This window comes from Streptomyces sp. NPDC016677, from assembly GCF_055562815.1.
In genome coordinates, this window is the sequence record NZ_JBVHEO010000002.1 from 357,841 (window position 1) to 379,258 (window position 21,418).

Below are 21,418 nucleotides of genomic sequence, written 5' to 3' on the forward strand. Positions count from 1 at the left end.
AAGGGATGGTCGGCCCCCTCGTACGACCCGTGCGCCCCGTGCGTCCCCCGGCGCACACCCGCCCTGCCCCCACCGGGCATCCTCCAGTCAAGGCGCACCATCCGCACCGCGGCAATCCGCAGAACGCCGTACAACCCGCCGGCGAGATCGACGGTCCGCGTGGGCCGGGAAGGGCGCGAGGGCCGGGCGTGCGCCCTCCCCGGCGCCGGTCAGGCGGCCGGCGCCGCCAGCCGGCTGATCCGCACCGCGCCCCGGGCCTCACCGGGGTGGCCGCTGGTCAGGGTTAGGCGGATCCGGGAGCCGCGGACCGGGTCGAAGGTGACGACCGTGGGCTGGTCGGACGCGGTGGCCCAGTCGGTACGGGCGCCCTCGACGGCCCGCCACGCCCGGCCGTTCCACACCTCGGCCTCGACGGCGGCGGGCAGGGTGTGCGTGGCGTCGGTGGTGAAGGAGACCTCGATCCGGTCGAAGCGGCGGGCGCGTCCGTAGTCGACGCTCACCCAGTCCTCCGCGCGGGCGCCGTCGAAGGCGGGCAGCAGGGCGGTGGCCGCCTTGACGAAGCCGTTGGACCAGCCGGTCGCCGGGTCGCCGTCGAGCATGGCGGCCGGGAGGGTGTCGGGGCGGCCGGAGTAGCTCGCGTCCGCGTGCGGGGTCTCCACGGGCGCCGGATACGCCGCCCGGAACCCGGGCGCGGGCGTGGTGCCGCGGTCCGCCGCCCGCTCGGTGCGCACGGTGGCCGTGCCCGTGCGCAGACCCTCCGCTCGGGCGGTCACCTTCAGGGTCCCGGCCCGGGTGCCGGAGCGGACGATGGCGAGGGCCTTGCCGTGGAAGGCGGTGCGGGTGGTCGCCTGGTAGGGCTCGGCGCTCTCCTGGCGGCCGTTGTCCAGCCCGGCGAGACTGCCTCCGGCCACGTCGAAGGTGATCAGGTGCTCGGCGCCGGGCACCACCGTGCCGTGCCGGTCGACGACGTCGGCGGTGACGAAGACCAGGGAACGGCCGTCCGCGGCGAGCCGCTTCCGGTCGGGCGTCAGCCGGATCGCGTACGGCGCACCGGCCGTGCGCAGCACGTCGGTGGCGACCGTTTTCCCGTCCCGCCGGGCGACGGCCCTCAGCTCGCCCGGCGCGTAGGGCACCTTCCAGGTCAGGTGCAGCTTGCCCGCGCTGCCGTTGGGGCTGGTGTAACTGCCCGGGAACGGGCCGTCGGTGAAGGTCTTGTCGTCGCCGGTGGCCTCGGTGGTCTCCAGGTAGGTCCGCCCGTCGGCGGTCTTCTTGGTGTCGAACCTCCGCACGCCCAGCGACGCCCCGTCGAGGAACAGTTCCACGGTGTCCACGTTGGAGTAGGCCCACACCTCGACCGTGTCGCCCGCCGCGTGGTTCCAGGTCGTCGGCAGCAGGTGGACCATCGGCTCGTCGGTCCACTGGCTGCGGAAGAGGTGGTACATGTCCTTGGGGAAGCCCGCGGTGTCCACGGCGCCGAAGAAGGAAGCCTTCACCGGGAAGACGTCGTACGGCGTCGGCTCCCCGATGTAGTCGATGCCCGACCACAGGAACTGCCCGGCGAACCACCTGCGGTCGCGGTCCTTCTTGTGGCCGTACTCGCCGCTCATGGTCCAGGAGGCGAGGTTGTTGTCGTAGGAGGAGGTCGCCCGCCTGCCGGGGGTGTGGTTCTCCCCGGTGTTGAGGTGCTCGGGCTCCTGGTACGTGCCACGCGTGGAGGTCTCCGAGGACGACTCCGACTCGAACAGGAACAGGTGGGGATAGGCGGCGTGCAGCGCGTCGACCGACTTGGCGGTGTTGTAGTTGAGGCCGAGTCCGTCGAGCTTGGCCAGCATGAGGTCGGCCGCCGAGCCCTTGGCGGGCATACCGCGGTACTTGTCGGAGCCGATGACCAGGGGGCGGGTGTCGTCGGCGGCCTTGATCGCGCCGATGATCCGGTCGGCCATGGCGAGACCGGCGGTGGAGGTGGAGTCGGGGACCTCGTTGCCGATCGACCACATCACGACGGCGGGCGAGTTGCGGGCGGCCAGGACCATCTCGCCGGCGTCCGTCTCGCACCACTGGTCGAAGAACCGGCCGTAGTCCCAGCGGTTCTTGCCGGTGCGCCAGCAGTCGAACGCCTCGACCAGCATGACGATCCCGAGTTCCTCGCAGACCCGGATCACCGCCGGGTCGGGCGGGTTGTGCGAGGTGCGCAGGGCGTTGACGCCCATCGACTTCATGATCTCCAGTTGCCTGCGGACCGCGTCGGCGCTGACGGCGGCGCCGAGCGCGCCGAGGTCGTGGTGGAGGTCGACGCCCTTGAGCTTGGCGTGGACGCCGTTGAGGTGGAAGCCCTCCTCGGGGTCGATCCGGAAGGTGCGTATGCCGAACACGGTGTCGTACGTGTCCACCGTCCGGCCGCCGACGCGCAGTTCGGTGCGCAGGGTGTACCGGTCGGGGGTGGCGAAGTCCCAGCGGCGGGGCCGGGCGACGGCCAGCTCGTGGGTCTCGCTCCGGTCGTCGGCGCCGACGGTGACCGTGGAGGAGGCGCGGGCCACGGTGCGGCCGTCGGGGTCCCGGACCGTCGAGCGGATCTCGACCTCGCGCGAGGCGCCGGAGGCGTTCACCACCGTGGTCGCCACCCGCACGACGGCCCGCTCGTCGGTCACCTCCGGGGTGGTGACGTACGTGCCCCAGCGCCCCACGTGCACGGGCTCGGTGACGACCAGGCGGGCCTCGCGGTAGATGCCGCTGCCGGAGTACCAGCGGCTGCTCGGCAGCCGGTTGCGGACCCGGACCGCGAGCACGTTCTGGGTCCGGCCGTCGGTGTGCACCAGGTCGGTGAGGTCGAGGGCGAAACCCGTGTAGCCGTAGGGGTGGCGGCCCACCTCGGTGCCGTTGCACCAGACGTAGGCGTCCATGTAGACGCCGTCGAACTCCACCGCGATCCGCTTGCCCGCGAGCGCGGCCGGCAGTGCGAAGGAGAGGCGGTACCAGCCGAGGCCGCCCGGCAGGAAGCCGGTGCCGCTGGTGGTGCCGTGCTCGGTGGTGGGCGCCTGTTCGATGCTCCAGTCGTGCGGGACGGCGACCTCGCGCCAGGCGGAGTCGTCGTACCCGGGGTCAGCGGCGTCCGCGTCGGGTTCGTCGGCACCCACGGGATCGGCGAGAGTGAAGCGCCAGCCGTCCCGCAGGGCGACGGTACGACGGCCGGAGAAACCTTCCTGCTCATCCGCCGCCCACACCCCCGGGGCGACCGGCAGCACCCCGGCCACCGGGGTGGCCGCGGAGGCGATCAGGACGGATCTGCGCGTGACTGTCATGGCTCTCCCTCATCAGGGCCCAGAAGTACTCACAAGTGATCGCGAACAAACAGATTCTGTCGACGCGTCACAGCGGTCCGTCAAGGGGGCGGAGGCGCACTTCTCCCGCACGCGCCACCCCCGTCGCGCCTGTTGAAGACCCCGTGCGCCCACCAAGTGCCGTACAGACCGCGTTCGGGTCCGCGCGACCCCTGTGACGCACTACGCTGTGCCCCAAGTGACACACCGTTCACTGTGAGTGTGCGCGATGGAGTGGCGACGATGAGCCCGGTCAACCCGTACGACGATGCCGCCACGGCCCGGGCTGTCATCGACGACACCGGCGTGGTACTGCACTGGAACGAGGGGGCGAGCAGACTGCTCGGCCACCCCCCGGAAGGAGTCGTGGGCCGGCCCGCCGCCGACCTGCTGGCCGGCGCCGGCCAGGACGAGTTCCCGAAACCCGGCGACGCACGCTGGCACGGCGTGCTGAAGCTGCGGCACCGCGACGGACACGTGGTGTCCGCCCGGGTGCTCGCCCACCGCCGGGGCCCCGACGTCGGCCGCCCGGCCGGCTGGCTGGCGGTCGCGGCGCTGGACAGCGTCCCCGACCCGGCGGACGACCCCCTGGTCAACCTGGCGCTGACCCAGTCGCCCTGCGCCATGCTGATCTTCGACGAACAGCTGCGGCTGTGCGGTGTCAACGACGCCATGGCCCGTCTGACGATGGTGCCGTCCGAGCACCTGCTCGGCCTGCGGCTCACCGACATCGACAGCCACCCGGAGTACGCCAAGTACGAGGAGAACCTCCGGCGGGTCCTCGTCACCGGGAAGACGCACGAGGTGGAGACGTTCCAGCCGGTCCCCGGCGAGACGCACCCCCAGGCGTGGCTGGCCCGCGTCGCGCGGCTGACCGGCCCCGACGGCCGGATCCGCGGTGTCTGCGCGAGCGTCCACGACTTCACCGAGCAGCACCGGGCCCGGGAGCGGCTCCAGCTGGTCAACGAGGCCAGCGTGCGCATCGGCACCACGCTCGACGTCACCCGTACCGCCCAGGAACTGGCCCAGGTCTGCGTTCCGGTCCTCGCCGACTTCGTCAGCGTCGACCTGCTCGACCCGGGGGAGCACGGCGGCGAGCACCCGGACCGGCCCCTGCCCCCGGTGGCCCTGCGCCGGGCCGCCCATACGTCGGTCACCCCGGGCTGCCCCGAGGCGGTGGCCGAACCGGGCCGGCTCGACGACTACCCGGCCGGTTCCCCGCAGGCCGAGTGCCTGGTCACCGGACGCGCGATCGTGACCACGGTGCCCTCCGGGGACGGCGAGGGGTGGCGGAACCGGGACGAGGTCCCCTTCCGGGGGGTGCGGGAGGACGGCGTCCACTCCATGCTGTGCGTCCCGCTCCAGGCCCGGGGCGCCACCCTCGGGGTCGCGGTCTTCGCCCGCTTCCGGCGCCCGGCGCCGTTCACCCACGAGGACGTGCTGCTGGCCGAGGAGGTCACCGCGCGGGCCGCCGTCTGCATCGACAACGCCCGCCGCTACTCCCGGGAGCGGGAGACCACACTGACCCTCCAGCGCAGCCTGCTCCCCCGCCAGCTGCCGCCCACGGCGGCGGTGCAGGCCGCCTCCCGCTACCTCCCGGCGGCCCGCGCCGGAGTGGGCGGCGACTGGTTCGACGTCATCCCGCTGTCCGGGATGCGGGTCGCGATGGTCGTGGGGGACGTGGTCGGCCACGGCATCCAGGCGTCGGCCACGATGGGCCGGCTGCGTACCGCCGTGCGCACCCTCGCCGACATCGACCTGGCCCCCGACGAACTCCTCACCCACCTCGACGACCTGGTCGTCCGGCTCTCCGACGAGTCCGGCGGCGACGGCACCGGCGAGGTCGGCGCCACCTGTCTGTACGCGGTCTACGACCCGGTCTCCCGGCGCTGCACCCTGGCCCGGGCCGGTCATCCGCCGCCCGTCCTGGTTCCGCCGGACGGATCGCCCCACCATGTCGAACTGCCCTCCGGACCGCCGCTGGGCGTGGGCGGGCTGCCGTTCGAGTCGGCCGAACTGGACCTCAGCGAGGGCTCCGTACTGGCGTTCTACACCGACGGGTTGATCGAGAGCCGGGAGCGGGACGGCGACACCGGTATCGCCCTGCTGTGCGAGGCCCTGGCGGCAGCCCCGCCCGGCTCCACATCCGCGGCCCTGGACCAGACCTGCGACCGGGTGCTGCGCACCCTGCTGCCGCCGGGGGGCGCCGCCGACGACGTGGCCCTGCTGCTGTCCCGCGCCCGGGGCCTGCCCCCGTCCCGGGTGGCGACCTGGGACATCCCCGCCGACCCGGCTCTGGTCGCGCCCGTCCGCAAGCAGGTCCTGGACCAGCTGGCCACCTGGTCGCTGACGGAGGCGTCCTTCACCACCGAACTGGTGGTGAGCGAACTGGTCACCAACGCCATCCGCTACGGCGCACCGCCGATCCGGCTGCGGCTGATCCACGACGCGACCACGCTGATCTGCGAGGTGTCCGACACCAGCCACACCGCCCCGCACCTGCGCCGCGCCAAGACCTGGGACGAGGGCGGACGCGGTCTGCTGCTGGTCGCCCAGCTCACCCAGCGCTGGGGCAGCCGGCACACCACCGAGGGCAAGACGATCTGGGCGGAGCTGACGCTGCTGGACCAGGGCTGAACGCCGGTTTCCCGGCCTCGCGACGGGACATCCGGACAGACAGGACGTAGGGAATGAACCCCGGTCCGGTCGTGACGAATCCCCAGGAGGGTAGGCAGCGATGGTGAACACATACCGGCCGGTGCGCCGGACGGCGCTGCTCGCGGGCGCGGTCGCGCTGCTCGGCGCCCTGACCGCCTGCGGCGACGGCGGCGGTACGGCGACGGCACCGGGCCGCTCCCCGACGACCGCGGGGACGGCAACGGACGGGAACACTGACGGGAACACTGACGGGAACACGGCCGGGACCACGGCCGCGCCCGGCTCGGGCTCCCCCAGCGCCCCGGCGTCCAGCGCCGTACCGAGCACCGCCCCGACCGACACGGCCGGGTCCGCGTCGGCCTCGGCCCGCACCGACGGCCGCTGCCGCACCACCGAGCTGCGGGCCTCCGTCGGCCGCGTCGACCCGGGCGCCGGCCAGCGCAACTTCCCCGTGATCCTGACCAACGCCTCGTCCCGTACCTGCACCCTGTACGGCTATCCGGGCGCCGCGTTCGTCGACGCGTCCGGCAGGCAGCTGGGCCCGGACCCGGTGCGCGACCCCGCCTCGCCCCGGACCGTCACCCTCACCCCGGGCAAGAGCGCCTGGTCGGCGCTGTCGTTCGCCAGCCCGGACGTCAGCGGGGCGCGCACCGCCGCCCCGGCGACCCTGCTCGTCACCCCGCCGGACGAGCGGGACGCCCTGGAGGTGACCTGGAAGGCCGGCGAGGTGCCGGTGGGCGGCAACGAGTCCGAGGTCTCGCTCACCGCCCTGACCCCCGGCACGGGCCCCTGAGCCGCCCGGCTCAGTGCCCGGCGACCGGATGCGGCGCGTAGGGCCGCTCCAGTTCCTCGGCCTCCTTGTCGCTCAGCTCCAGTCCGACCGCCGCCACCGCGTCCTCCAGGTGCCCGGACCTGGCCGCTCCGACGATCGGCGCGGTCACCGCGGACCGGCGCAGCAGCCAGGCCAGCGCCACCTGGGCGCGCGGGACGCCGCGCTCGCCGGCGATGCGGGTGACGGCCTCGACGATGGCGCGGTCGCCCTCCTGGTAGAGGGTGCCGCCGAAGCGGTCGGTCTCGCTGCGCCGGGTGGCGGTCCCCCAGTCACGGGTGAGGCGCCCGCGGGCCAGCGGGCTCCACGGCAGCACTCCGACGCCCTGGTCCGCGCAGAGCGGCAGCATCTCCCGCTCCTCCTCGCGGTAGATCAGGTTGTAGTGGTTCTGCATGCTGACGAACTTGGTCCAGCCGTGCCGCTCGGCGGTGTACTGGGCCTTGGAGAACTGCCAGGCGTACATCGAGCTGGCCCCGATGTACCGCACCTTGCCCGCCTTGACCAGGTCGTGCAGGGCTTCCATCGTCTCCTCGACGGGCGTGTGCGGGTCCCAGCGGTGGATCTGGTACAGGTCCACGTAGTCGGTGCCCAGCCGCCGGAGGCTGTGGTCGATCTCGGTCATGATCGCCTTGCGGGACAGGCCGCCGCCGTTGGGGCCGGGCCGCATCCGGCCGTGCACCTTGGTGGCGAGCACGATCTCGTCCCGGCGGGCGAAGTCGGCCAGGGCCCGTCCGACGATCTCCTCGCTGGTGCCGTCGGAGTAGACGTTGGCCGTGTCGAAGAAGGTGATCCCGGCCTCCACCGCCTGCCGGATCAGGGGCCGCGCGGCGTCCTCGTCGAGGGTCCACTCGTGCGGACCCCGCTCGGGCACACCGTAGGTCATGCACCCCAGACAGATCCGCGAGACGTCCAGGCCCGTCGAACCGAGCTTCACGTACTGCATCGTTGCCGCTCCCGCCTTCAGGACGAGTGATCTCCAGGTCGAGTGATCTTTTATGACGAGCCTACGGCCTTGAGGTGACCGTACGGCGTGGGAGCGGCCCGGGGGCGGGCGGGCTCGCGCATCCTCGGCGCAGACGGCGGGCGCCGGGCCGTCCGGTCCGCGCCGTTCCCGTCAGCGTTTCCACCAGCGTTCCCGTCAGCGTTTCCCTCACTGTTTCCGGAGGAAGATGTGCCGATCCGTCCGAGAAGTGTCCCGGTCCTGGCCGGTGCCGCCGTGCTGTGCCTGGCCCTCGTCCCGTCCGCCTGGGGCCGTCCGGGTCCCGTGCCGAAGCCGGCGGAGGGGACGGCGTCGACGCTGTGCGCCCCGGCCGGCACCCTGCGCGGCGCGGCCGGTGAGCGGGCCGCGGTCAGCCTGTGCGCGAGCGGCGGCGCCCGCGGCCTGTCCGTCTCGGCGCCCGCCACCTGTACCACCGGCTCCCGGGCGGCCGTCCGGTACGCCTGTGCGACCTCCGGAAGCTGGACCGCGCGGCGCGACGGCGCGGCCGTCGCCTCCGGGACGCTGCCCGGCGCGGACGCCGCCTACCCGGGCCCGGGGACGTACGAGATCACCGCGACCGTGCGCGCGCGTTCGGAGCCCGGAGGCGTGGACCTGCGCGGCACGGTGCGCGCGACGCTCCGGCTGAGCGCGCCCAGGCCCGTCCCCACCCACCGCGTCGAGGTCGACCGTCGCGTGCTGCGGCCGGACACCGTCACCACCCTCACCTACACCGTCCACCGGGACAGCGACGCGGGGGACGGCAGTGCCCGCTTCGGGCTCATCGGCGAGGAGGGGTCGGGGGTGGAGCTGGCCACGGACGACGCCCGCTGCGTCAATCCGCTGGTGGGCCGTCACCCGTCGACCGACCGGCTCGAGCACTCGCTGGACTGCGCGTTCACCGACCTCCAGCCGGGCCGGCCGGCCACCGTGCGGGTCCGCGTCGCCCTGAAGGCGGCCTGCTCCACGGTGGTGTCGAAGCTGGGGTACTGGATGCCGCGCGGTCAGGAAGTGTTCACCGGCGGCATGCTGGTGGGGCCGACGGTGGGGTGCGACCGGTCCTGACCCGGACGTTCGACGAGGTCCAGCGCGCGCTCCCAGGGGAATGCGGCCGCGTCCGGCGTGCCGAAGCGGACGCCCATCGCGCGCAGCCGGGCGAGACTCTCCCGGTGGGCCGGGTGGGCGGCCAGCGCGTCGCCCACGCAGGGCAGCACACCGATGGGCACACCGAGGCCGTGCGCCTCGCACAGGGTGCCCAGGGCGAGGGTGTCGGCGATGCCGGCGGCCCATTTGTTGAGGGTGTTGAAGGTGGCGGGCGCGACGATCACGGCGTCCGGCGCGGGGAACGGGCGGGGTTCGCCGGGGCGGCGTGAGCGGGCCCGCACCGGGCGGCCGGTCAGCGTCTCGACAGCCACGACGTCGAAGAAGCCGTCGGTCGCGGCGGTCGGGGTGGCGATCACCCCGACCGCCCAGCCGCGCCGCTGCGCCGCTTCGATCAGCTCGCCGACGTCCGCGGCGACGCCGGCGGCGCAGACGACCACGTAGAGGAAGGGTTTCCGGTCCCGTTCGGTCACCCGGGAAGCCTACTCAGCGGGCGGCCGGGGTGACCGGTGCGGGGTGACCGGATGCCGCGCCGGGTGTCAGCCCGCCGGATGGTCCGTCACCAGGACGGCGCCCACCGGGCAGGCCCGGGCCGCCTCCCGGACCAGGGGGCTGCCCCCGCCGTCCTCGCGGCCGGGCAGGACGGCGCCGTAGCCGTCGTCGTCCTGGGTGAACACGTCGGGGGCGGTCAGGGCGCACTGGCCGGCGCCGATGCAGACGTCTTTGTCGATGTCGATGCGCATGGTCCGTCAGCTTCCTACCAGGTCACGGGGAGTTCCAGCACTCCCTGGATCGTGTCGCCGGGTTTGTGGGGGATCCGCTCGGCCGGGACGGCCAGGCGCAGGCCGGGCAGCCGGCGCAGGAGGGCGCCGAGGGCTATCTCCATCTCGGCGCGGGCCAGGTGCTGGCCGAGGCACTGGTGGATGCCGGAGCCGAAGGAGAGGTGGAGGCGGGTCGGGCGGTGCCAGTCGAGGGCGTCCGGCTCCGGGCACAGGGCCTGGTCCCGGTTGATGAGGGAGAGGGCGAAGACGACGCCGTCGCCGGCCCGGATGGTCTCTCCGTCCGTCTCGATGTCCTCGACGGCCACCCGCAGCAGACCGTCGGTGATCGCCAGGGTCCGTGTCAGTTCCTCGACGGCGGCGGGCAGCAGGGCGGGGTCGGCCCGCAGTTCGGCGAGGCGCTCGGGGTGGCGCAGCAGGGTGTAGGTGCCCAGGGAGATCATGTTGGCGGTCGTCTCGTGGCCCGCGACCAGCAGGATGACCGCCAGGGCGACGAGTTCCTCGCGGCCGGGGGTGTCCGGGCCGGGGCGGTGGACCAGGTCGTCCAGCAGGCCGGTGCCGGGGTCCGCGCGCTTGCGGTCGACCAGGTCACCGAGGTACGCGGCGAGGCGGTCGCGGGCGTCCAGGGCGTCGGCGGCGGTGGGGCCGCGCAGCAGCCGGCGGGACTGTTCCTGGAAGAAGGCGTGGTCGGCGTAGGGGACGCCGAGCAGCGCGCAGATCACCCGCGACGGCACCGGGAGCGCGAAGGCGGTCACCAGGTCGGCGGGCGGGCCCTGGGCGATCAGCGCGTCGAGGTGCTCGTCGACGATCTCCTGGATGCGCGGGCGCAGGGCCGTCGCCCGCCGCAGGGTGAACTCGGGGAGCACCAGGTGGCGTTGGGTCCGGTGTTCGGGGTCGTCGACGCCGAGCAGCGCGGCCTTGCGGCCGGCCGTGGCGGCCAGCCGTGGCGAGGTGGCGGGAAATCCGGGGCGGGTGCGGTCGGTGGACAGCCGCTGGTCGGCCAGGAGCCGGCGGGCGGTGGCGTGCCCCGTGACCAGCCAGGCCGGGCGGCCGTCGTAGAGGGTGACGCGGGCCAGTGGCCTGGTGGCGCGCAGCCGGTCGTAGCCGGCGGGCGGCCGGTAGGGGCAGGTCCGGTCCTGGGGGAAGGCGACGGGTTCGGTCGTGTCCGGCATGACAGTCCATTAGATGCCGCTCGCTACCGGGCGGCGACGCGAAGTTCGGCCAGATCGGCGCACCGGGGCAGCAGCCGGGGATCGCGGTCGGGAGGCGGTAGAAATGGAACACGACCGGGTGGTGTTGACCTCGGTGCCAGTGAGCCGTACGACCGACGATGGGACGGATGCAGATGCCTCTTGAGGGCGAGTACGAACCCAGCCCGACGCAGTGGGTGCGGGAGCAGGTGGAGCTGTACGAAAGGTCCGGCGGCACCGAGGGCACGACCCTGCTGGACACCGGTCTGCCGGTGATCCTGCTGACGACCAGGGGCGCGAAGAGCGGGAAGCTGCGCAAGACGCCGCTGATGCGCGTCGAGCACGACGGCCGCTACGCGGTGGTCGCCTCGCTGGGCGGAGCGCCGCAGCACCCGGTGTGGTACTTCAACGTCAAGGCCGACCCGCGGGTGGAGCTCCAGGACGGGCCGGTGAAGCGGGACTTCACGGCCCGTGAGGTCACGGGCGCGGAGAAGGCCGAGTGGTGGGAGCGCGCCGTCGCGGCGTTCCCGGACTACGCCGACTACCAGCAGAAGACGGACCGGGAGATCCCGGTCTTCGTGCTGGAGCCGGCCGGCGGTTCCTGAGCGCGGGCTGGGAGTCCGCTGAGAATTTTTCCCTCCGGCCGTGCATGGACCGGCCGCCGCCGGGCACCTGAAGGTCAGGCCCCGTCGCGTTCCCCCGTCGCGGCGGGGCTTTCGCGTGCCTCCCGGGCGAGCCGGTCCGTCACGTCCAGGAAGATCTGCCCCGCCTCGGGCACGGTGTTGGCGAGGGACCGCTTGATGCGTACGGCCACCTCCTCGACCCGTTCGCTGTCCAGGCCGGGCACCAGGTCGATGCGGGCGGCCACCAGGGTGGAGTCGAGGCCGGTCTTCATCGTGAACAGGGCCTCGACGCTGTCGATCTCCGGCTGGGCCTCCAGCAGGGCCCGGATCCGGCCGGTGGCCTCCGGGTCGGCGGCCTCGCCGATCAGCTGGTCGCGGGCCTCGCGGCCGAGCCGGTAGGCGACGTAGACGAGCAGGGCGCCGATGGCGAGCGAGGCGGACGCCTCCCAGACCACCTGTCCGGTGACCATGTGCAGCGCCATGCCGATCATGGCGAGCGTCACGCCGAGCACCGCGGTGCCGTCCTCGGCGACGACCGTGCGCAGGGCCGGGTCGCTCAGACCGCCGCCCTGCCGGCGCACCTGGTGCAGGGCCCGCAGCAGCGAGGCGCCCTCGGCGAGGAAGGCGACACCGAGCACGACCAGACCGGCGACGTAGCCGCTCAGTTCTTCCTCGGCGCCCGTGCGCAGGGCCTCGACGCCCTGGTAGAAGGAGAAGCAGCCGCCCATCACGAAGATGCCGACGGCCGCCAGCAGTGACCAGAAGTAGCGCTCCTTGCCGTAGCCGAAGGGGTGCCGGCGGTCGGCCGGGCGGCGGCTGCGGCGCAGCGCGGCCAGGAGGAAGACCTCGTTGAGGCTGTCGGCCACGGAGTGCGCCGCCTCCGACAGCAGCGCGGGTGATCCGGCGACGAAGCCGCCGGCCGCCTTGGCGACGGCGATCACCAGGTTGGCGGCCAGCGCCACCAGCACGGTGACGCGGGTACGCCGGTCGGTCGCCCCGTTCTCCGGTGTCTTCGATCCGCTCTCCGGTGTGTCGGGTCCATTGTCCTCGCCCGTCCGGGGCGTCGTCTGCCGCGTAGTCGTTCCGCTCACCTTTCGCCGGATGCCCCCGGCCTGCCCGGATCACACCCTCTTGTGGGTGGCCGCCCCGTGCCGGGGGCCGAAAACTGGGAACGCGTCAACCAGGGCATCCGTGCGGCAGGGAGGAGAGGGCCATGAGCGAGGGCGCCGGGGAGGCCGGCAACAGCGCGTACGGCAGGAAGGCGTTCAAACGGTCCCGGAGCCATTTCGCGGACCGCGTCACCGCCGACGGCCGGGACGGCTGGCCGGTGGCGGCCGGGCGGTACCGGCTGGTGGTCAGCCGGGCCTGCCCGTGGGCGAGCCGGGCACTGGTCTCCCGGCGGCTGCTCGGCCTGGAGCAGGCTCTGTCCCTGGCGGTCGCCGACCCGATCCAGGACGACCGCAGCTGGCGGTTCACCCTCGATCCGGACGGCCGCGACCCGGTGCTCGGCATCCGCTACCTCAGCGAGGCGTACGACCGGCGGGAGACCGGGTATCCGGGCGGGGTGAGCGTGCCGGCGATCGTGGACGTGCCGAGCGGCGCACTGGTCACCAACGACTTCCAGCAGATCACCCTGGACCTGGCGACCGAGTGGACGGCCCTGCACCGGCCGGGAGCGCCCGACCTGTACCCCGAGAAGCTGCGGGACGAGATCGACGAGGTGATGGCGGGCATCTACCACGACGTCAACAACGGGGTGTACCGGGCGGGCTTCGCCACCGGCCAGGAGGAGTACGAGGAGGCGTGCGCGGGCGTGTTCCGGCGGCTGGAGCTGCTGACGCCCCGGCTGGAGCGGCAGCGCTATCTGGTCGGCGACACCATCACGGAGGCGGACATCCGGCTGTTCACCACGCTGGTCCGGTTCGACGCCGTCTACCACGGCCACTTCAAGTGCAACCGCTGGAAGCTGACGGAGAGTCCGGTGCTGTGGGGTTACGTCCGCGATCTGTTCCAGACGCCGGGGTTCGGCGACACCGTCGACTTCGACCACATCAAGCGTCACTACTACCAGGTGCATACGGGCGTGAATCCGACCCGCATCGTGCCGCTGGGCCCCGACCTGTCCGGCTGGCTCACCCCGCACCACCGCGAGGAGCTGGGCGGCCGGCCGTTCGGCGACGGCACCCCACCCGGCCCGGTCCCCGCCGGCGAGGAGGTCCCGGCGCGGGGCAGGCCCTGATCCGGTCCTCTTCGTTCGAGGTACCGGCCCGTTCGGCGTACGGATGCGTTCGGCATACCAATTCGTTCGGCGTGCCGATTCATTCGTACCGATTCATTCGGCGTACCGATTCATTCGCCGTACCAAGGAGGAATTTCGTGGGAAAGAAGAAGAAGCAGAAGCTTCCGATGGCCTACAAGCCGGTCGGTTTCGTGATGGGCTGGGCGGGCGGCGCGCTGGCCGGAATGGCGTTCCAGAAGACGTGGAAGCTGATCCGCCACGAGGACGACGCGCCCGACGCCCTGGACCCGGACCGCGGCTGGGGCGAGATCCTGCTGGCCGCCGCGATCCAGGGTGCCATCTTCGCCGTGGTGCGCAGTGCCGTGGACCGCTCGGGCGCCAAGGTCATCGAGCGTTCCACCGGGGTGTGGCCGGCCGCGGGTTCGGGCGGCCGGGACTGACCACCGCCCCGGCACGCCGCCGACGCCCCGCGAGCGGACCGTCCGCCGCGGGGCTCAGCCCTGTTTGGGCGCGGTCGAGGGATTGCGGCGCAGGGTGAAGGAGTGGCCGGCCGGGTCGGAGAAGCCGCGCTCCTCGTAGGGGCCGGGCGTGTCCTTCGCCTCCACCGGGCGCCCACCGAGCCCCACGATGCCGCGCTCGGCCTCGTCGAGGTCGTCCACCACGAAGTCCAGATGGACCTGGAGGGAGTTCTCGGGGCGGGGCCAGCTCGGCGGGGTGGCGTTGACGTCCCGGCGGAACGCCATGCGGAAGCCGTCGGCTCCCCTGATCTCGATCCGGTTGGCGGCCACGTCGGTCTCCCGCGCGCCGAGCAGTTCCTTGTAGAACTCCGCGAGCATCTCGGGCTCGGCACAGTCGAGCACCACGACGCCCGCATTCACCAGTGCCATCTCTTCTCCTCCGAAGGTCCGGGGCGCGGGGCGGCCTGCCCCGTGCCCTGTACCTAGCTGATATCCGCGCCCGGCGGAATCAGTCGGGTGGCGCGGCGACGCCGGGTTCGTCGGTTCGCGTCGGGGCGGGCGGAGGCGGGCGGCGGTGTGCGCGGCGTCGGCGGGGCGCGCGGCCGGTCAGCGGGGCGCGCGGAACGTGCGGCGGTAGGCCTGGGGGGAGACGCCGATCGCCGCGTGCAGGTGCTGGCGCAGTGAGGCGCCCGTGGCGAAGCCGACCCGGCCGGCGATCTGATCGACCGACAGGTCGCTGGACTCCAGCAGGTGCCGGGCCCGGGCGACGCGCTGCTGGATCAGCCAGCGGCCTGGGCTGAGGCCCACCTCGTCGTCGAAGCGGCGGGCGAAGGTGCGCAGGCTCATCCCGGCGTGCGCCGCGAGGTCCGCGAGGGTCAACGACTCGTCGAGCCGTTCCAGCGCCCAGACCCGGGTGGCGGCGGTGCTCGCCGCTCCCGCCCGCGGAACCGGCTGCTCGATGTACTGCGCCTGGCCGCCGTCCCGGAACGGCGGGACGACGCAGCGCCGGGCGACGGCGTTGGCCAGTGCGCTGCCGTGGTCCTCACGGATCAGATGCAGGCAGACGTCGACACCGGAGGCGGCCCCGGCCGAGGTCAGGAAGCGGCCGTCGTGGACGAAGAGCACGTCCGGGTCGAGGGTGACGCGCGGGAACATCCGGCGGAAGACGTCAGTGAGCTGCCAGTGGGTGGTCGCCCGGCGGCCGTCAAGGAGTCCGGCCGCGGCCAGCACGAAGGCACCGGTGCAGATGGACAGCAGGCGGGCGCCCGGCGGGACACGCCTGAGGGCGGCGGTGGCCTCACCGGTGAGGCTCTCGGTGATCCGGGACGGCGTCACGGCGGCGACCACCACCGTGTCGGCCGTGGCCAGTGCCTCGGGTCCGTGCTCGGCGGTGACGGTGAAGTCCGCCTCGGTGCGCACCGGACGTCCGTCGACGGTGCAGGTCAGCACCTCGTACCGGCCGTCGGCCGCGCCGAGGACACGGCTGGGGATGCCGAGCTCGAAGGGGTAGACGCCGTCGAGGGCGAGGACCACGACCCGTTCCGGGCGTTCCGTGTGCGACATGGCACGATCTTATCGGGTCATGACCATCATGCCATTTCCCGGACGAGCGGGGAGCGGCAGGCTGGGTGACCATGAGTGATGTGAACACCATGCGAGCGATCCGCCAGGACACCCTGGGCGGACCCGAGGTTCTGAAGGAAGTACGGCTGGAGCGCCCGGCGCCCCGCCCCAACGAGGTGCTGGTGCGGGTACGCGCCGCCGGCGTCAATCCCACCGACTGGAAGCACCGCGCGAACGGCGGCTTCCTCGGCGAGCCGCCGTTCGTCCTGGGCTGGGACGTCTCCGGCACGGTCGAGGCGGTGGGCATCGGCGTCGCCGAGTTCCGGCCGGGTGACGAGGTCTTCGGCATGCTGTCGTACCCCTACGGCCACGGCTCCCACGCCGAGTACGTCGCCGCTCCGGCGCGCGGCTTCTGGCACAAGCCGGCCGGGATCGACCATGTACAGGCCGGAGCGCTGCCCCTGGTGTCGCTGACCGCGTGGCAGGCTCTGGTGGAGCGGGCCGACGTCCAGCCGGGGCAGCGGGTGCTGGTGCACGCGGCGGCCGGCGGCGTGGGGCACGTGGCGGTGCAGATCGCCAAGGCCCGGGGCGCCCGTGTGATCGGTACGGCCAGCGCCGCCAAGCACGGTTTCCTGCGGTCGATCGGCGTGGACGAGCCGCTGGACTACCGGGAGACCGACTTCGCCGAGGCGGTGAAGGACGTGGATGTCGTCCTGGACACGATCGGCGGGGACACGCTGACCCGTTCGCTGCGCGTGCTGCGGCCGGGCGGGATCGTGGTCTCGATCCTGCCGACCGGGTCGGACGAGCTGCACCGGGAGGCGGAGCGGCTCGGGGTGCGGGCGGCGCAGATGCTCGTCGACGCCGACCGGGGCGGAATGCGGGAGATCGCCGCGCTGGCCGAGTCGGGCAGGCTGCGGGCCGCCGTGGAGCGGAGCTTCCCGCTGGCCGACGCGGCCGAGGCGCACGCGCTCGGCGAGACCGGCCGCACCACGGGCAAGCTGGTCCTGGTCGTGGACTGAGCGGCGTCCGTCACACCCCCACCCCCCCTGACGCCCCATCGCGCCTCCCGCCCCACCGCGCCTCCACGCCCGACGGGCGATGAGCATGAGAAACCGATGACATATGTCGATCGAACATGCTCAAGTTCCTCCGGCGGGGGAAACTATGGAGGGCAGGCGGGAGGTGATGTGGCCGTGCGGCAGAACCCCGCACCGCTCAGCCGGCATCTGCGTGTCCACGACGACCGGGGACACACGGTGCTGGCGTTCCGCGGCGAGATCGACCTCGCCGTGGCCGAAGAGATCACCCCGCTCCTGGACCGGGCCACCGGCACCCCGGGCCCCCGGGTCGTGCTCGACCTCAGCGGGGTCGAGTTCTTCGACTGCTCGGGGCTGCGGCTGCTGGTCCGGGCCAGGCAGCGGGTGCTCGACCGCGGCGGCGAACTGCACCTGGTGTGCACCCACGCCCTGACGCTGCGCGTCCTGCGGGTCACCGGTCTGGCCCGGCTGCTGCCGCCGCGGCGGACGGTGGACGAGGTGGTGGGCCGGTCTTCCGACCCCCCGTCGAGCCTTGCCCCGCCGCCGCGGTAGCTCCTCCTCCCCCACCCCCACTCCTCCCGACTGCTCCGGACTCCTCCCCGTCCTCCGGACTTCTCCCGACTTCCCCTGGCCCTCCCCACTTCCCCTGATCCTCCGGGCTTCCCCCGATCCTCCGGGCTTCCCCGGACGCCGATCGGCAGGTCGGCCAGGTCGGCGTCCGGCGCGCGCCGCCCATGCCCCCGCTGCTTCCCCCCTGTCCCTCAACTCGCCCGTCTGGCACGGGAACTGGGGGGCATGCGGTGAGTAGGAAGGAGGGCCGCAGCCATGACGACTCCCCACAGGCGCCGCCCCGGACGCGTACCCGGCTGGGCCAAGGCGGTCGGTGCCGTCGCGATGGTGCTCGTCGTGCTGTTCGCCGGGCTCCGGCTGAGCGTGATCCCGGGCCTGAAGGACCTGTTCGGCACGGAGACCCGCGACCGCTCGGGCCCCGCGCTGCTGGAGTCCATCCAGGACATCAGCCGGTACGAGGCCGCCTCCGGGAACTTCCAGGTCGTCGTCGATCTGGAGAAGGACACCAAGTTCCTGCCGGACGCGGTCCGCGGCTCCCGCACCCTGTACGTCGGCGCGGGCTCGGTGGACGCCTACGTCGACCTCGGCAAGGTCGGCCGCGACGATGTCACGGTCGACAAGGACCGCACCTCGGCCACCCTCCGGCTGCCGCACGCCGCCCTCGGCAAGCCGGCCCTCGACCCCGAGCGCTCCTACGCCGTGTCCAAGCAGCGCGGCCTGCTCGACCGCCTCGGCGACCTGTTCTCGGACAACCCCAACAGCGAGCAGGCCGTCCAGAAGCTCGCGGTGCGGCACATCGGTGACGCCGCGAAGGAGAGCGGTCTGACCTCGCGCGCCGAGACCAACACCACGCAGATGCTTCAGAACCTGCTGCGCTCGCTCGGCTTCAAGGAGGTCCGGGTCACCTACCCCGACTGAACGGCCGCACGTCCCCGTCCCCGGCCCCGCTGAGAAACTGGAGGATCCCCCATGTCCCGCGCCGCCACCTCACGGCCGCGTTCCCTGCTCCGCTCCCGAGCCGCTCGGAGCGAGGAACCGGAACCCGCTCCGCGCGAACGGCACGTGGTCCCCTGGCCGTTGCGCCTGCTGGCCACGGCGTGCGCCTTCGTCTTCATGGTGGCGTTCGCCGTCGTACTGGCCCGGCTCACCCTGCATCCCTCGCCCGCCTCGGAGGCGCTGACCCACACCAACCTGCATCCCGGCCGCTCCCTGCGCGAGTATCTCGGCCAGCCCGCGCTGCGCGACGCGGTCAAGCAGGTCGGCGGCAACATTCTGCTCGGTGTGCCGTTCGGGATGCTGGTGCCGGTCGTCGCGCCGCGCACCCGCGGGCTCCTGCGGGTGCTGCTGCTGACCGCCGTCGTCATGCTGCTGGTGGAGTTGGCGCAGGGCTCGATGGTGACCGGCCGGGCCTTCGACATCGACGACGTCATTCTCAACACCGGCGGCGCGCTGCTGGGTTACCTGTTGCTGGGGCGGCGGATGAGCCGCGCGGTGCACGCCCGCCGCTCACAGGCGTGAGGCGAGCGTGAGGCGAGGAGGTGCTCCGCCGACGTCAGCGGGTCGTCCAGGTGAACTTGTCCCCGCCGACCCAGCGGACCACCTCCGGGTCGTCCAGGTCGTGGACCGTGATGCCGTACGCGGCGGCGGCCTCCAGGACGTCGATGACGGTCCTCGCCTCACCGACGACCTGGCCGTCGATCTCCACGATCCGGAACGGGGGAACGGCCGGCTGGACTCCCAGGACCAGGATGCGCGGCCGGGCGATGTGCGGGCTCACGATTTCGGTCATGTATCGAGCCTAGAACGAACGGGCGGCCGGGGCCGTCTCCAGACCTCTCCCCCGCCGTCACCTCAGCCGCCGTTCCCGGTTCGTTCCTGGTCAGGGCCGCCGCCAGTCGTCGTTCCGCAGGTGCGATCCGGCCATCGGGCCCATCCGGAGCATGCCGCCGTCCACGCTCCAGGAGGCGCCGGTGACGTACGAGGCGTCGGGCCCGGCGAGGAAGGCGATCACGGCGGCGGCCTCACGGGCGTCGCCGGGACGTCCCAGGGGTACGCCGGGGCGGCGCTCGGTGTGCGGGTCGGTGTCCTCCTGGCCGGTCATCGGCGTGGCGATCTCGCCGGGGGCGACGGCGTTGACGGTGATGCCGTGCTCGGCGAGTTCCAGGGCCATCACCTGGGTGAGCAGACCGAGGCCGCCCTTGGCCGCGCAGTACGGCGCGGCACCCACCCGCGGCTGGTGTTCGTGCACGGACGTCACGTTGACGATCCGGCCGCCGTCGCCCTGCCGGATCATGCGCCGGGCCGCCCGCTGCCCGCACAGGAACGGCCCGGCGAGATCGACGTCCAGGACGTGCCGCAGGTCGTCCAGGCCCAGGTCGAGGAAGGGCGTGGCCGTTCCCGTGCCCGCGTTGTTGACCAGGACGTCCACCCGGCCGAGGCGTTCGCACAGCCCGTCGACGGTGTCCGCGGCCTCCGGCAGCCGGGTGAGGTCGACCCGGGCGGTCTCGGCCCGCCGCCCCCGTGCCCGTACCTCCTCGGCGGTGCGCTCGGCGCCCCGCTCGTCGGTGTGCCAGGTGATGCCGATGTCCAGTCCGGTCTCGGCCAGACGTACGGCGGTGGCCCGGCCGATGCCGGAGTCGGAGCCGGTGATCACGGCGACGCGGGCGGTGGGGGACATGGCGGCCTCCTCGGTGGCAGCGTGTGACGGGCCGACGCAGTACCCGGGCGCAGGGGGGACAAACCGTCGGCGCCGTCGTGCGGACCGCCCGTCGCTGGGGAACCCTGGTGGGGCGAGGAGGTGGATGGTCCGATGGACCCCGTGGACCCCGTGGACCCCGTGGACCCCGTAGGGGCGCTGGAGCGGATCGCTTTCCTGCTGGAGCGGTCCCAGGCACCTACCTACCGTGTCCGCGCCTTCCGCACGGCGGCCCAGGTGCTGTCCGCCCTGCCCGCGGACGAGGTGCGGCAGCGGGCGGACGCCGGTTCGCTGGAGTCGCTCAAGGGCGTCGGCCCGAAGACGGCACAGGTGGTGCGGGAGGCGCTGGCCGGTCAGGTCCCCGGTTACCTGGAGAAACTGTCCGGCGAGGCGGACGCCCCGCTCGCCGGGGGCGGTGAACGGCTGCGGGCGCGGCTGCGCGGCGACTGTCATCTGCACTCCGACTGGTCGGACGGCGGCAGCCCGATCGAGGAAATGGGCCGGACCGCGGCGGCCCTGGGGCACGAGTGGGCGGCGCTCACCGACCATTCCCCCCGGCTGACGGTGGCGCGCGGCCTGTCCGCGGACCGGCTGCGCGAACAGCTGGACGTGGTGGCTCGGCTCAACGAGACCTGGGCGCCGTTCCGGCTGCTGACCGGCATCGAGTGCGACATCCTGGACGACGGCTCGCTCGACCAGGAGCCGGAACTGCTGGAGCGGCTCGACGTGGTGGTCGTCTCCGTCCACTCCAAGCTGCGGATGGACGCCCGGTCGATGACCCGCCGCATGATCACCGCCGTACGCGATCCGCACGCCGACATCCTGGGCCACTGCACCGGACGGCTGCTGAGCGGGCGGGGACGGCCTGAGTCGCGGTTCGACGCGGACGCGGTGTTCGCGGCCTGCGCCGAGAGCGGCACCGCGGTGGAGATCAACAGCCGGCCCGAGCGGCTCGACCCGCCCAAGCGACTGCTGCGCCGGGCGGTGGCGGCCGGGGTGCTGTTCTCCGTCGACACCGACGCCCATGCCCCCGGTCAGCTGGACTGGCAGATCCACGGGTGCGCGCGGGCCGAGGAGTGCGGTGTGCCGCCGGAGCGCGTGGTGACCACCTGGTCCCTGGACGACCTGCTCGCCTGGACCCGCGAGGGCCGCACACCGTCCGGCGTGACGAGCGGCTGACGTGGTACCCGCCCGCCCGACCCAGACACCCCGACCCAGACACCCCAACCAAGACACCCCAACCAAGACACCTCGATCAAGACACCGATCGAGCACCCGGATCGAGTACATGGATCAAGACACCCCGATCAAGACAGACCTATCGGGACACACCGATCGAGACATACCGATCGAGACACATCGAGACACGAGGAAGGGACC

At 73.1% G+C, this 21,418-nt stretch carries 21 protein-coding genes; 11 read left to right on the forward strand and 10 right to left on the reverse strand.

Annotated features, from left to right (window positions below; genetic code table 11):
* Nucleotides 1-209 precede the first annotated feature (209 nt).
* Entirely contained in the window at nucleotides 210-3,299 is a 3,090-nt protein-coding gene (locus ACZ3IG_RS06960; RefSeq protein ID WP_467429717.1) for a glycoside hydrolase family 2 TIM barrel-domain containing protein, read from the reverse strand.
* Between the two features lie 261 nt (nucleotides 3,300-3,560).
* Between ACZ3IG_RS06960 and ACZ3IG_RS06965 the strand changes: the two genes are divergently transcribed.
* Together ACZ3IG_RS06965 and ACZ3IG_RS06970 are read left to right on the forward strand one after the other, a co-directional pair.
* A complete protein-coding gene (locus ACZ3IG_RS06965; protein WP_467429719.1) occupies nucleotides 3,561-5,954 on the forward strand; it encodes a SpoIIE family protein phosphatase in 2,394 nt (797 codons plus the stop codon).
* 100 nt (nucleotides 5,955-6,054) lie between these two features.
* Nucleotides 6,055-6,768 (forward strand): DUF4232 domain-containing protein, encoded by a 714-nt coding sequence (locus ACZ3IG_RS06970; protein ID WP_467429721.1) that lies wholly within the window; start codon nucleotides 6,055-6,057, stop codon nucleotides 6,766-6,768.
* Between the two features lie 10 nt (nucleotides 6,769-6,778).
* On the opposite strand, the gene ACZ3IG_RS06975 is transcribed toward ACZ3IG_RS06970, so the two are convergent.
* On the reverse strand, nucleotides 6,779-7,747 hold the full coding sequence (locus ACZ3IG_RS06975; protein ID WP_467429722.1) for an aldo/keto reductase: 969 nt from the start codon (nucleotides 7,745-7,747) through the stop codon (nucleotides 6,779-6,781).
* A gap of 228 nt (nucleotides 7,748-7,975) precedes the next feature.
* On the opposite strand from ACZ3IG_RS06975, the gene ACZ3IG_RS06980 reads away from it, so the two are divergent.
* Complete coding sequence (locus tag ACZ3IG_RS06980) at nucleotides 7,976-8,845, forward strand: hypothetical protein (RefSeq protein ID WP_467429724.1); 870 nt, start codon at nucleotides 7,976-7,978, stop codon at nucleotides 8,843-8,845.
* Here the strand turns inward: ACZ3IG_RS06980 and ACZ3IG_RS06985 are convergent.
* The 3 genes from ACZ3IG_RS06985 to ACZ3IG_RS06995 form a co-directional block, all read right to left on the reverse strand.
* Nucleotides 8,785-9,354, reverse strand: a complete 570-nt coding sequence (locus ACZ3IG_RS06985; RefSeq protein WP_467429725.1) for a flavoprotein — start codon at nucleotides 9,352-9,354, stop codon at nucleotides 8,785-8,787. The genes ACZ3IG_RS06980 and ACZ3IG_RS06985 overlap by 61 nt on opposite strands.
* Nucleotides 9,355-9,420: 66 nt before the next feature.
* Nucleotides 9,421-9,624, reverse strand: a complete 204-nt coding sequence (locus ACZ3IG_RS06990; protein ID WP_215166910.1) for a ferredoxin — start codon at nucleotides 9,622-9,624, stop codon at nucleotides 9,421-9,423.
* A 14-nt stretch (nucleotides 9,625-9,638) separates the two neighbouring features.
* Nucleotides 9,639-10,832, reverse strand: a complete 1,194-nt coding sequence (locus ACZ3IG_RS06995) for a cytochrome P450 (RefSeq protein ID WP_467429726.1) — start codon at nucleotides 10,830-10,832, stop codon at nucleotides 9,639-9,641.
* A gap of 173 nt (nucleotides 10,833-11,005) precedes the next feature.
* On the opposite strand from ACZ3IG_RS06995, the gene ACZ3IG_RS07000 reads away from it, so the two are divergent.
* Nucleotides 11,006-11,455 carry a nitroreductase family deazaflavin-dependent oxidoreductase gene (locus tag ACZ3IG_RS07000; protein WP_467430531.1) on the forward strand — a complete coding sequence of 150 codons (450 nt, stop codon included), beginning with the start codon at nucleotides 11,006-11,008 and terminating at the stop codon, nucleotides 11,453-11,455.
* 74 nt (nucleotides 11,456-11,529) lie between these two features.
* Here the strand turns inward: ACZ3IG_RS07000 and ACZ3IG_RS07005 are convergent, their stop codons facing one another.
* The gene (locus ACZ3IG_RS07005) at nucleotides 11,530-12,441 is read right to left on the reverse strand and encodes a cation diffusion facilitator family transporter (RefSeq protein ID WP_467430534.1); all 912 of its coding nucleotides are present in this window, start codon (nucleotides 12,439-12,441) and stop codon (nucleotides 11,530-11,532) included.
* A 245-nt stretch (nucleotides 12,442-12,686) separates the two neighbouring features.
* Here ACZ3IG_RS07005 and ACZ3IG_RS07010 point away from each other — a divergent pair, with 245 nt between their 5' ends.
* Complete coding sequence (locus tag ACZ3IG_RS07010) at nucleotides 12,687-13,712, forward strand: glutathione S-transferase family protein (protein WP_467429728.1); 1,026 nt, start codon at nucleotides 12,687-12,689, stop codon at nucleotides 13,710-13,712.
* A 167-nt stretch (nucleotides 13,713-13,879) separates the two neighbouring features.
* Nucleotides 13,880-14,152 carry a DUF4235 domain-containing protein gene (locus ACZ3IG_RS07015; protein WP_467430535.1) on the forward strand — a complete coding sequence of 91 codons (273 nt, stop codon included), beginning with the start codon at nucleotides 13,880-13,882 and terminating at the stop codon, nucleotides 14,150-14,152.
* A 54-nt stretch (nucleotides 14,153-14,206) separates the two neighbouring features.
* Here ACZ3IG_RS07015 and ACZ3IG_RS07020 read toward each other — a convergent pair whose 3' ends face one another.
* On the reverse strand, nucleotides 14,207-14,599 hold the full coding sequence (locus ACZ3IG_RS07020) for a VOC family protein (RefSeq protein WP_467429729.1): 393 nt from the start codon (nucleotides 14,597-14,599) through the stop codon (nucleotides 14,207-14,209).
* A gap of 177 nt (nucleotides 14,600-14,776) precedes the next feature.
* Nucleotides 14,777-15,733 (reverse strand): GlxA family transcriptional regulator, encoded by a 957-nt coding sequence (locus ACZ3IG_RS07025; RefSeq protein WP_467429731.1) that lies wholly within the window; start codon nucleotides 15,731-15,733, stop codon nucleotides 14,777-14,779.
* A gap of 71 nt (nucleotides 15,734-15,804) precedes the next feature.
* On the opposite strand from ACZ3IG_RS07025, the gene ACZ3IG_RS07030 reads away from it, so the two are divergent.
* The 4 genes from ACZ3IG_RS07030 to ACZ3IG_RS07045 all read left to right on the forward strand — a co-directional run bounded on the left by ACZ3IG_RS07030 (nucleotide 15,805) and on the right by ACZ3IG_RS07045 (nucleotide 18,861).
* Nucleotides 15,805-16,755, forward strand: coding sequence for an NADP-dependent oxidoreductase (locus tag ACZ3IG_RS07030; RefSeq protein WP_467429732.1), 951 nt, complete (start codon nucleotides 15,805-15,807; stop codon nucleotides 16,753-16,755).
* Nucleotides 16,756-16,923: 168 nt separating this feature from the next.
* Nucleotides 16,924-17,325, forward strand: a complete 402-nt coding sequence (locus ACZ3IG_RS07035; RefSeq protein WP_467429734.1) for an anti-sigma factor antagonist — start codon at nucleotides 16,924-16,926, stop codon at nucleotides 17,323-17,325.
* Nucleotides 17,326-17,598: 273 nt separating this feature from the next.
* Entirely contained in the window at nucleotides 17,599-18,261 is a 663-nt protein-coding gene (locus ACZ3IG_RS07040) for a DUF4230 domain-containing protein (RefSeq protein WP_467429736.1), read from the forward strand.
* 51 nt (nucleotides 18,262-18,312) lie between these two features.
* Nucleotides 18,313-18,861, forward strand: coding sequence for a VanZ family protein (locus tag ACZ3IG_RS07045; RefSeq protein WP_467429737.1), 549 nt, complete (start codon nucleotides 18,313-18,315; stop codon nucleotides 18,859-18,861).
* Nucleotides 18,862-18,895: 34 nt separating this feature from the next.
* On the opposite strand, the gene ACZ3IG_RS07050 is transcribed toward ACZ3IG_RS07045, so the two are convergent.
* Nucleotides 18,896-19,132 carry a hypothetical protein gene (locus ACZ3IG_RS07050; protein WP_403535085.1) on the reverse strand — a complete coding sequence of 79 codons (237 nt, stop codon included), beginning with the start codon at nucleotides 19,130-19,132 and terminating at the stop codon, nucleotides 18,896-18,898.
* 90 nt (nucleotides 19,133-19,222) lie between these two features.
* Entirely contained in the window at nucleotides 19,223-20,020 is a 798-nt protein-coding gene (locus ACZ3IG_RS07055) for an SDR family oxidoreductase (RefSeq protein ID WP_467429740.1), read from the reverse strand.
* A gap of 159 nt (nucleotides 20,021-20,179) precedes the next feature.
* On the opposite strand from ACZ3IG_RS07055, the gene ACZ3IG_RS07060 reads away from it, so the two are divergent.
* Entirely contained in the window at nucleotides 20,180-21,217 is a 1,038-nt protein-coding gene (locus tag ACZ3IG_RS07060) for a PHP domain-containing protein (RefSeq protein WP_467430536.1), read from the forward strand.
* Nucleotides 21,218-21,418 lie beyond the last annotated feature (201 nt).

What these genes read in the sequence shown, in the direction of transcription:
- ACZ3IG_RS07050 (WP_403535085.1), bottom strand. Translation starts at nt 19,132, where the DNA reads ATGACCGAAATCGTGAGCCCGCACATCGCCCGGCCGCGCATCCTGGTC.
- ACZ3IG_RS07015 (WP_467430535.1), top strand. Translation starts at nt 13,880, where the DNA reads ATGGCCTACAAGCCGGTCGGTTTCGTGATGGGCTGGGCGGGCGGCGCG.
- ACZ3IG_RS06970 (WP_467429721.1), top strand. Translation starts at nt 6,055, where the DNA reads ATGGTGAACACATACCGGCCGGTGCGCCGGACGGCGCTGCTCGCGGGC.
- ACZ3IG_RS06975 (WP_467429722.1), bottom strand. Translation starts at nt 7,747, where the DNA reads ATGCAGTACGTGAAGCTCGGTTCGACGGGCCTGGACGTCTCGCGGATC.
- ACZ3IG_RS07010 (WP_467429728.1), top strand. Translation starts at nt 12,687, where the DNA reads ATGAGCGAGGGCGCCGGGGAGGCCGGCAACAGCGCGTACGGCAGGAAG.
- ACZ3IG_RS07030 (WP_467429732.1), top strand. Translation starts at nt 15,805, where the DNA reads ATGAGTGATGTGAACACCATGCGAGCGATCCGCCAGGACACCCTGGGC.
- ACZ3IG_RS07000 (WP_467430531.1), top strand. Translation starts at nt 11,006, where the DNA reads ATGCCTCTTGAGGGCGAGTACGAACCCAGCCCGACGCAGTGGGTGCGG.
- ACZ3IG_RS06995 (WP_467429726.1), bottom strand. Translation starts at nt 10,832, where the DNA reads ATGCCGGACACGACCGAACCCGTCGCCTTCCCCCAGGACCGGACCTGC.
- ACZ3IG_RS07040 (WP_467429736.1), top strand. Translation starts at nt 17,599, where the DNA reads ATGACGACTCCCCACAGGCGCCGCCCCGGACGCGTACCCGGCTGGGCC.
- ACZ3IG_RS06965 (WP_467429719.1), top strand. Translation starts at nt 3,561, where the DNA reads ATGAGCCCGGTCAACCCGTACGACGATGCCGCCACGGCCCGGGCTGTC.
- ACZ3IG_RS07045 (WP_467429737.1), top strand. Translation starts at nt 18,313, where the DNA reads ATGTCCCGCGCCGCCACCTCACGGCCGCGTTCCCTGCTCCGCTCCCGA.
- ACZ3IG_RS07025 (WP_467429731.1), bottom strand. Translation starts at nt 15,733, where the DNA reads ATGTCGCACACGGAACGCCCGGAACGGGTCGTGGTCCTCGCCCTCGAC.
- ACZ3IG_RS07055 (WP_467429740.1), bottom strand. Translation starts at nt 20,020, where the DNA reads ATGTCCCCCACCGCCCGCGTCGCCGTGATCACCGGCTCCGACTCCGGC.
- ACZ3IG_RS06960 (WP_467429717.1), bottom strand. Translation starts at nt 3,299, where the DNA reads ATGACAGTCACGCGCAGATCCGTCCTGATCGCCTCCGCGGCCACCCCG.
- ACZ3IG_RS07020 (WP_467429729.1), bottom strand. Translation starts at nt 14,599, where the DNA reads ATGGCACTGGTGAATGCGGGCGTCGTGGTGCTCGACTGTGCCGAGCCC.
- ACZ3IG_RS06990 (WP_215166910.1), bottom strand. Translation starts at nt 9,624, where the DNA reads ATGCGCATCGACATCGACAAAGACGTCTGCATCGGCGCCGGCCAGTGC.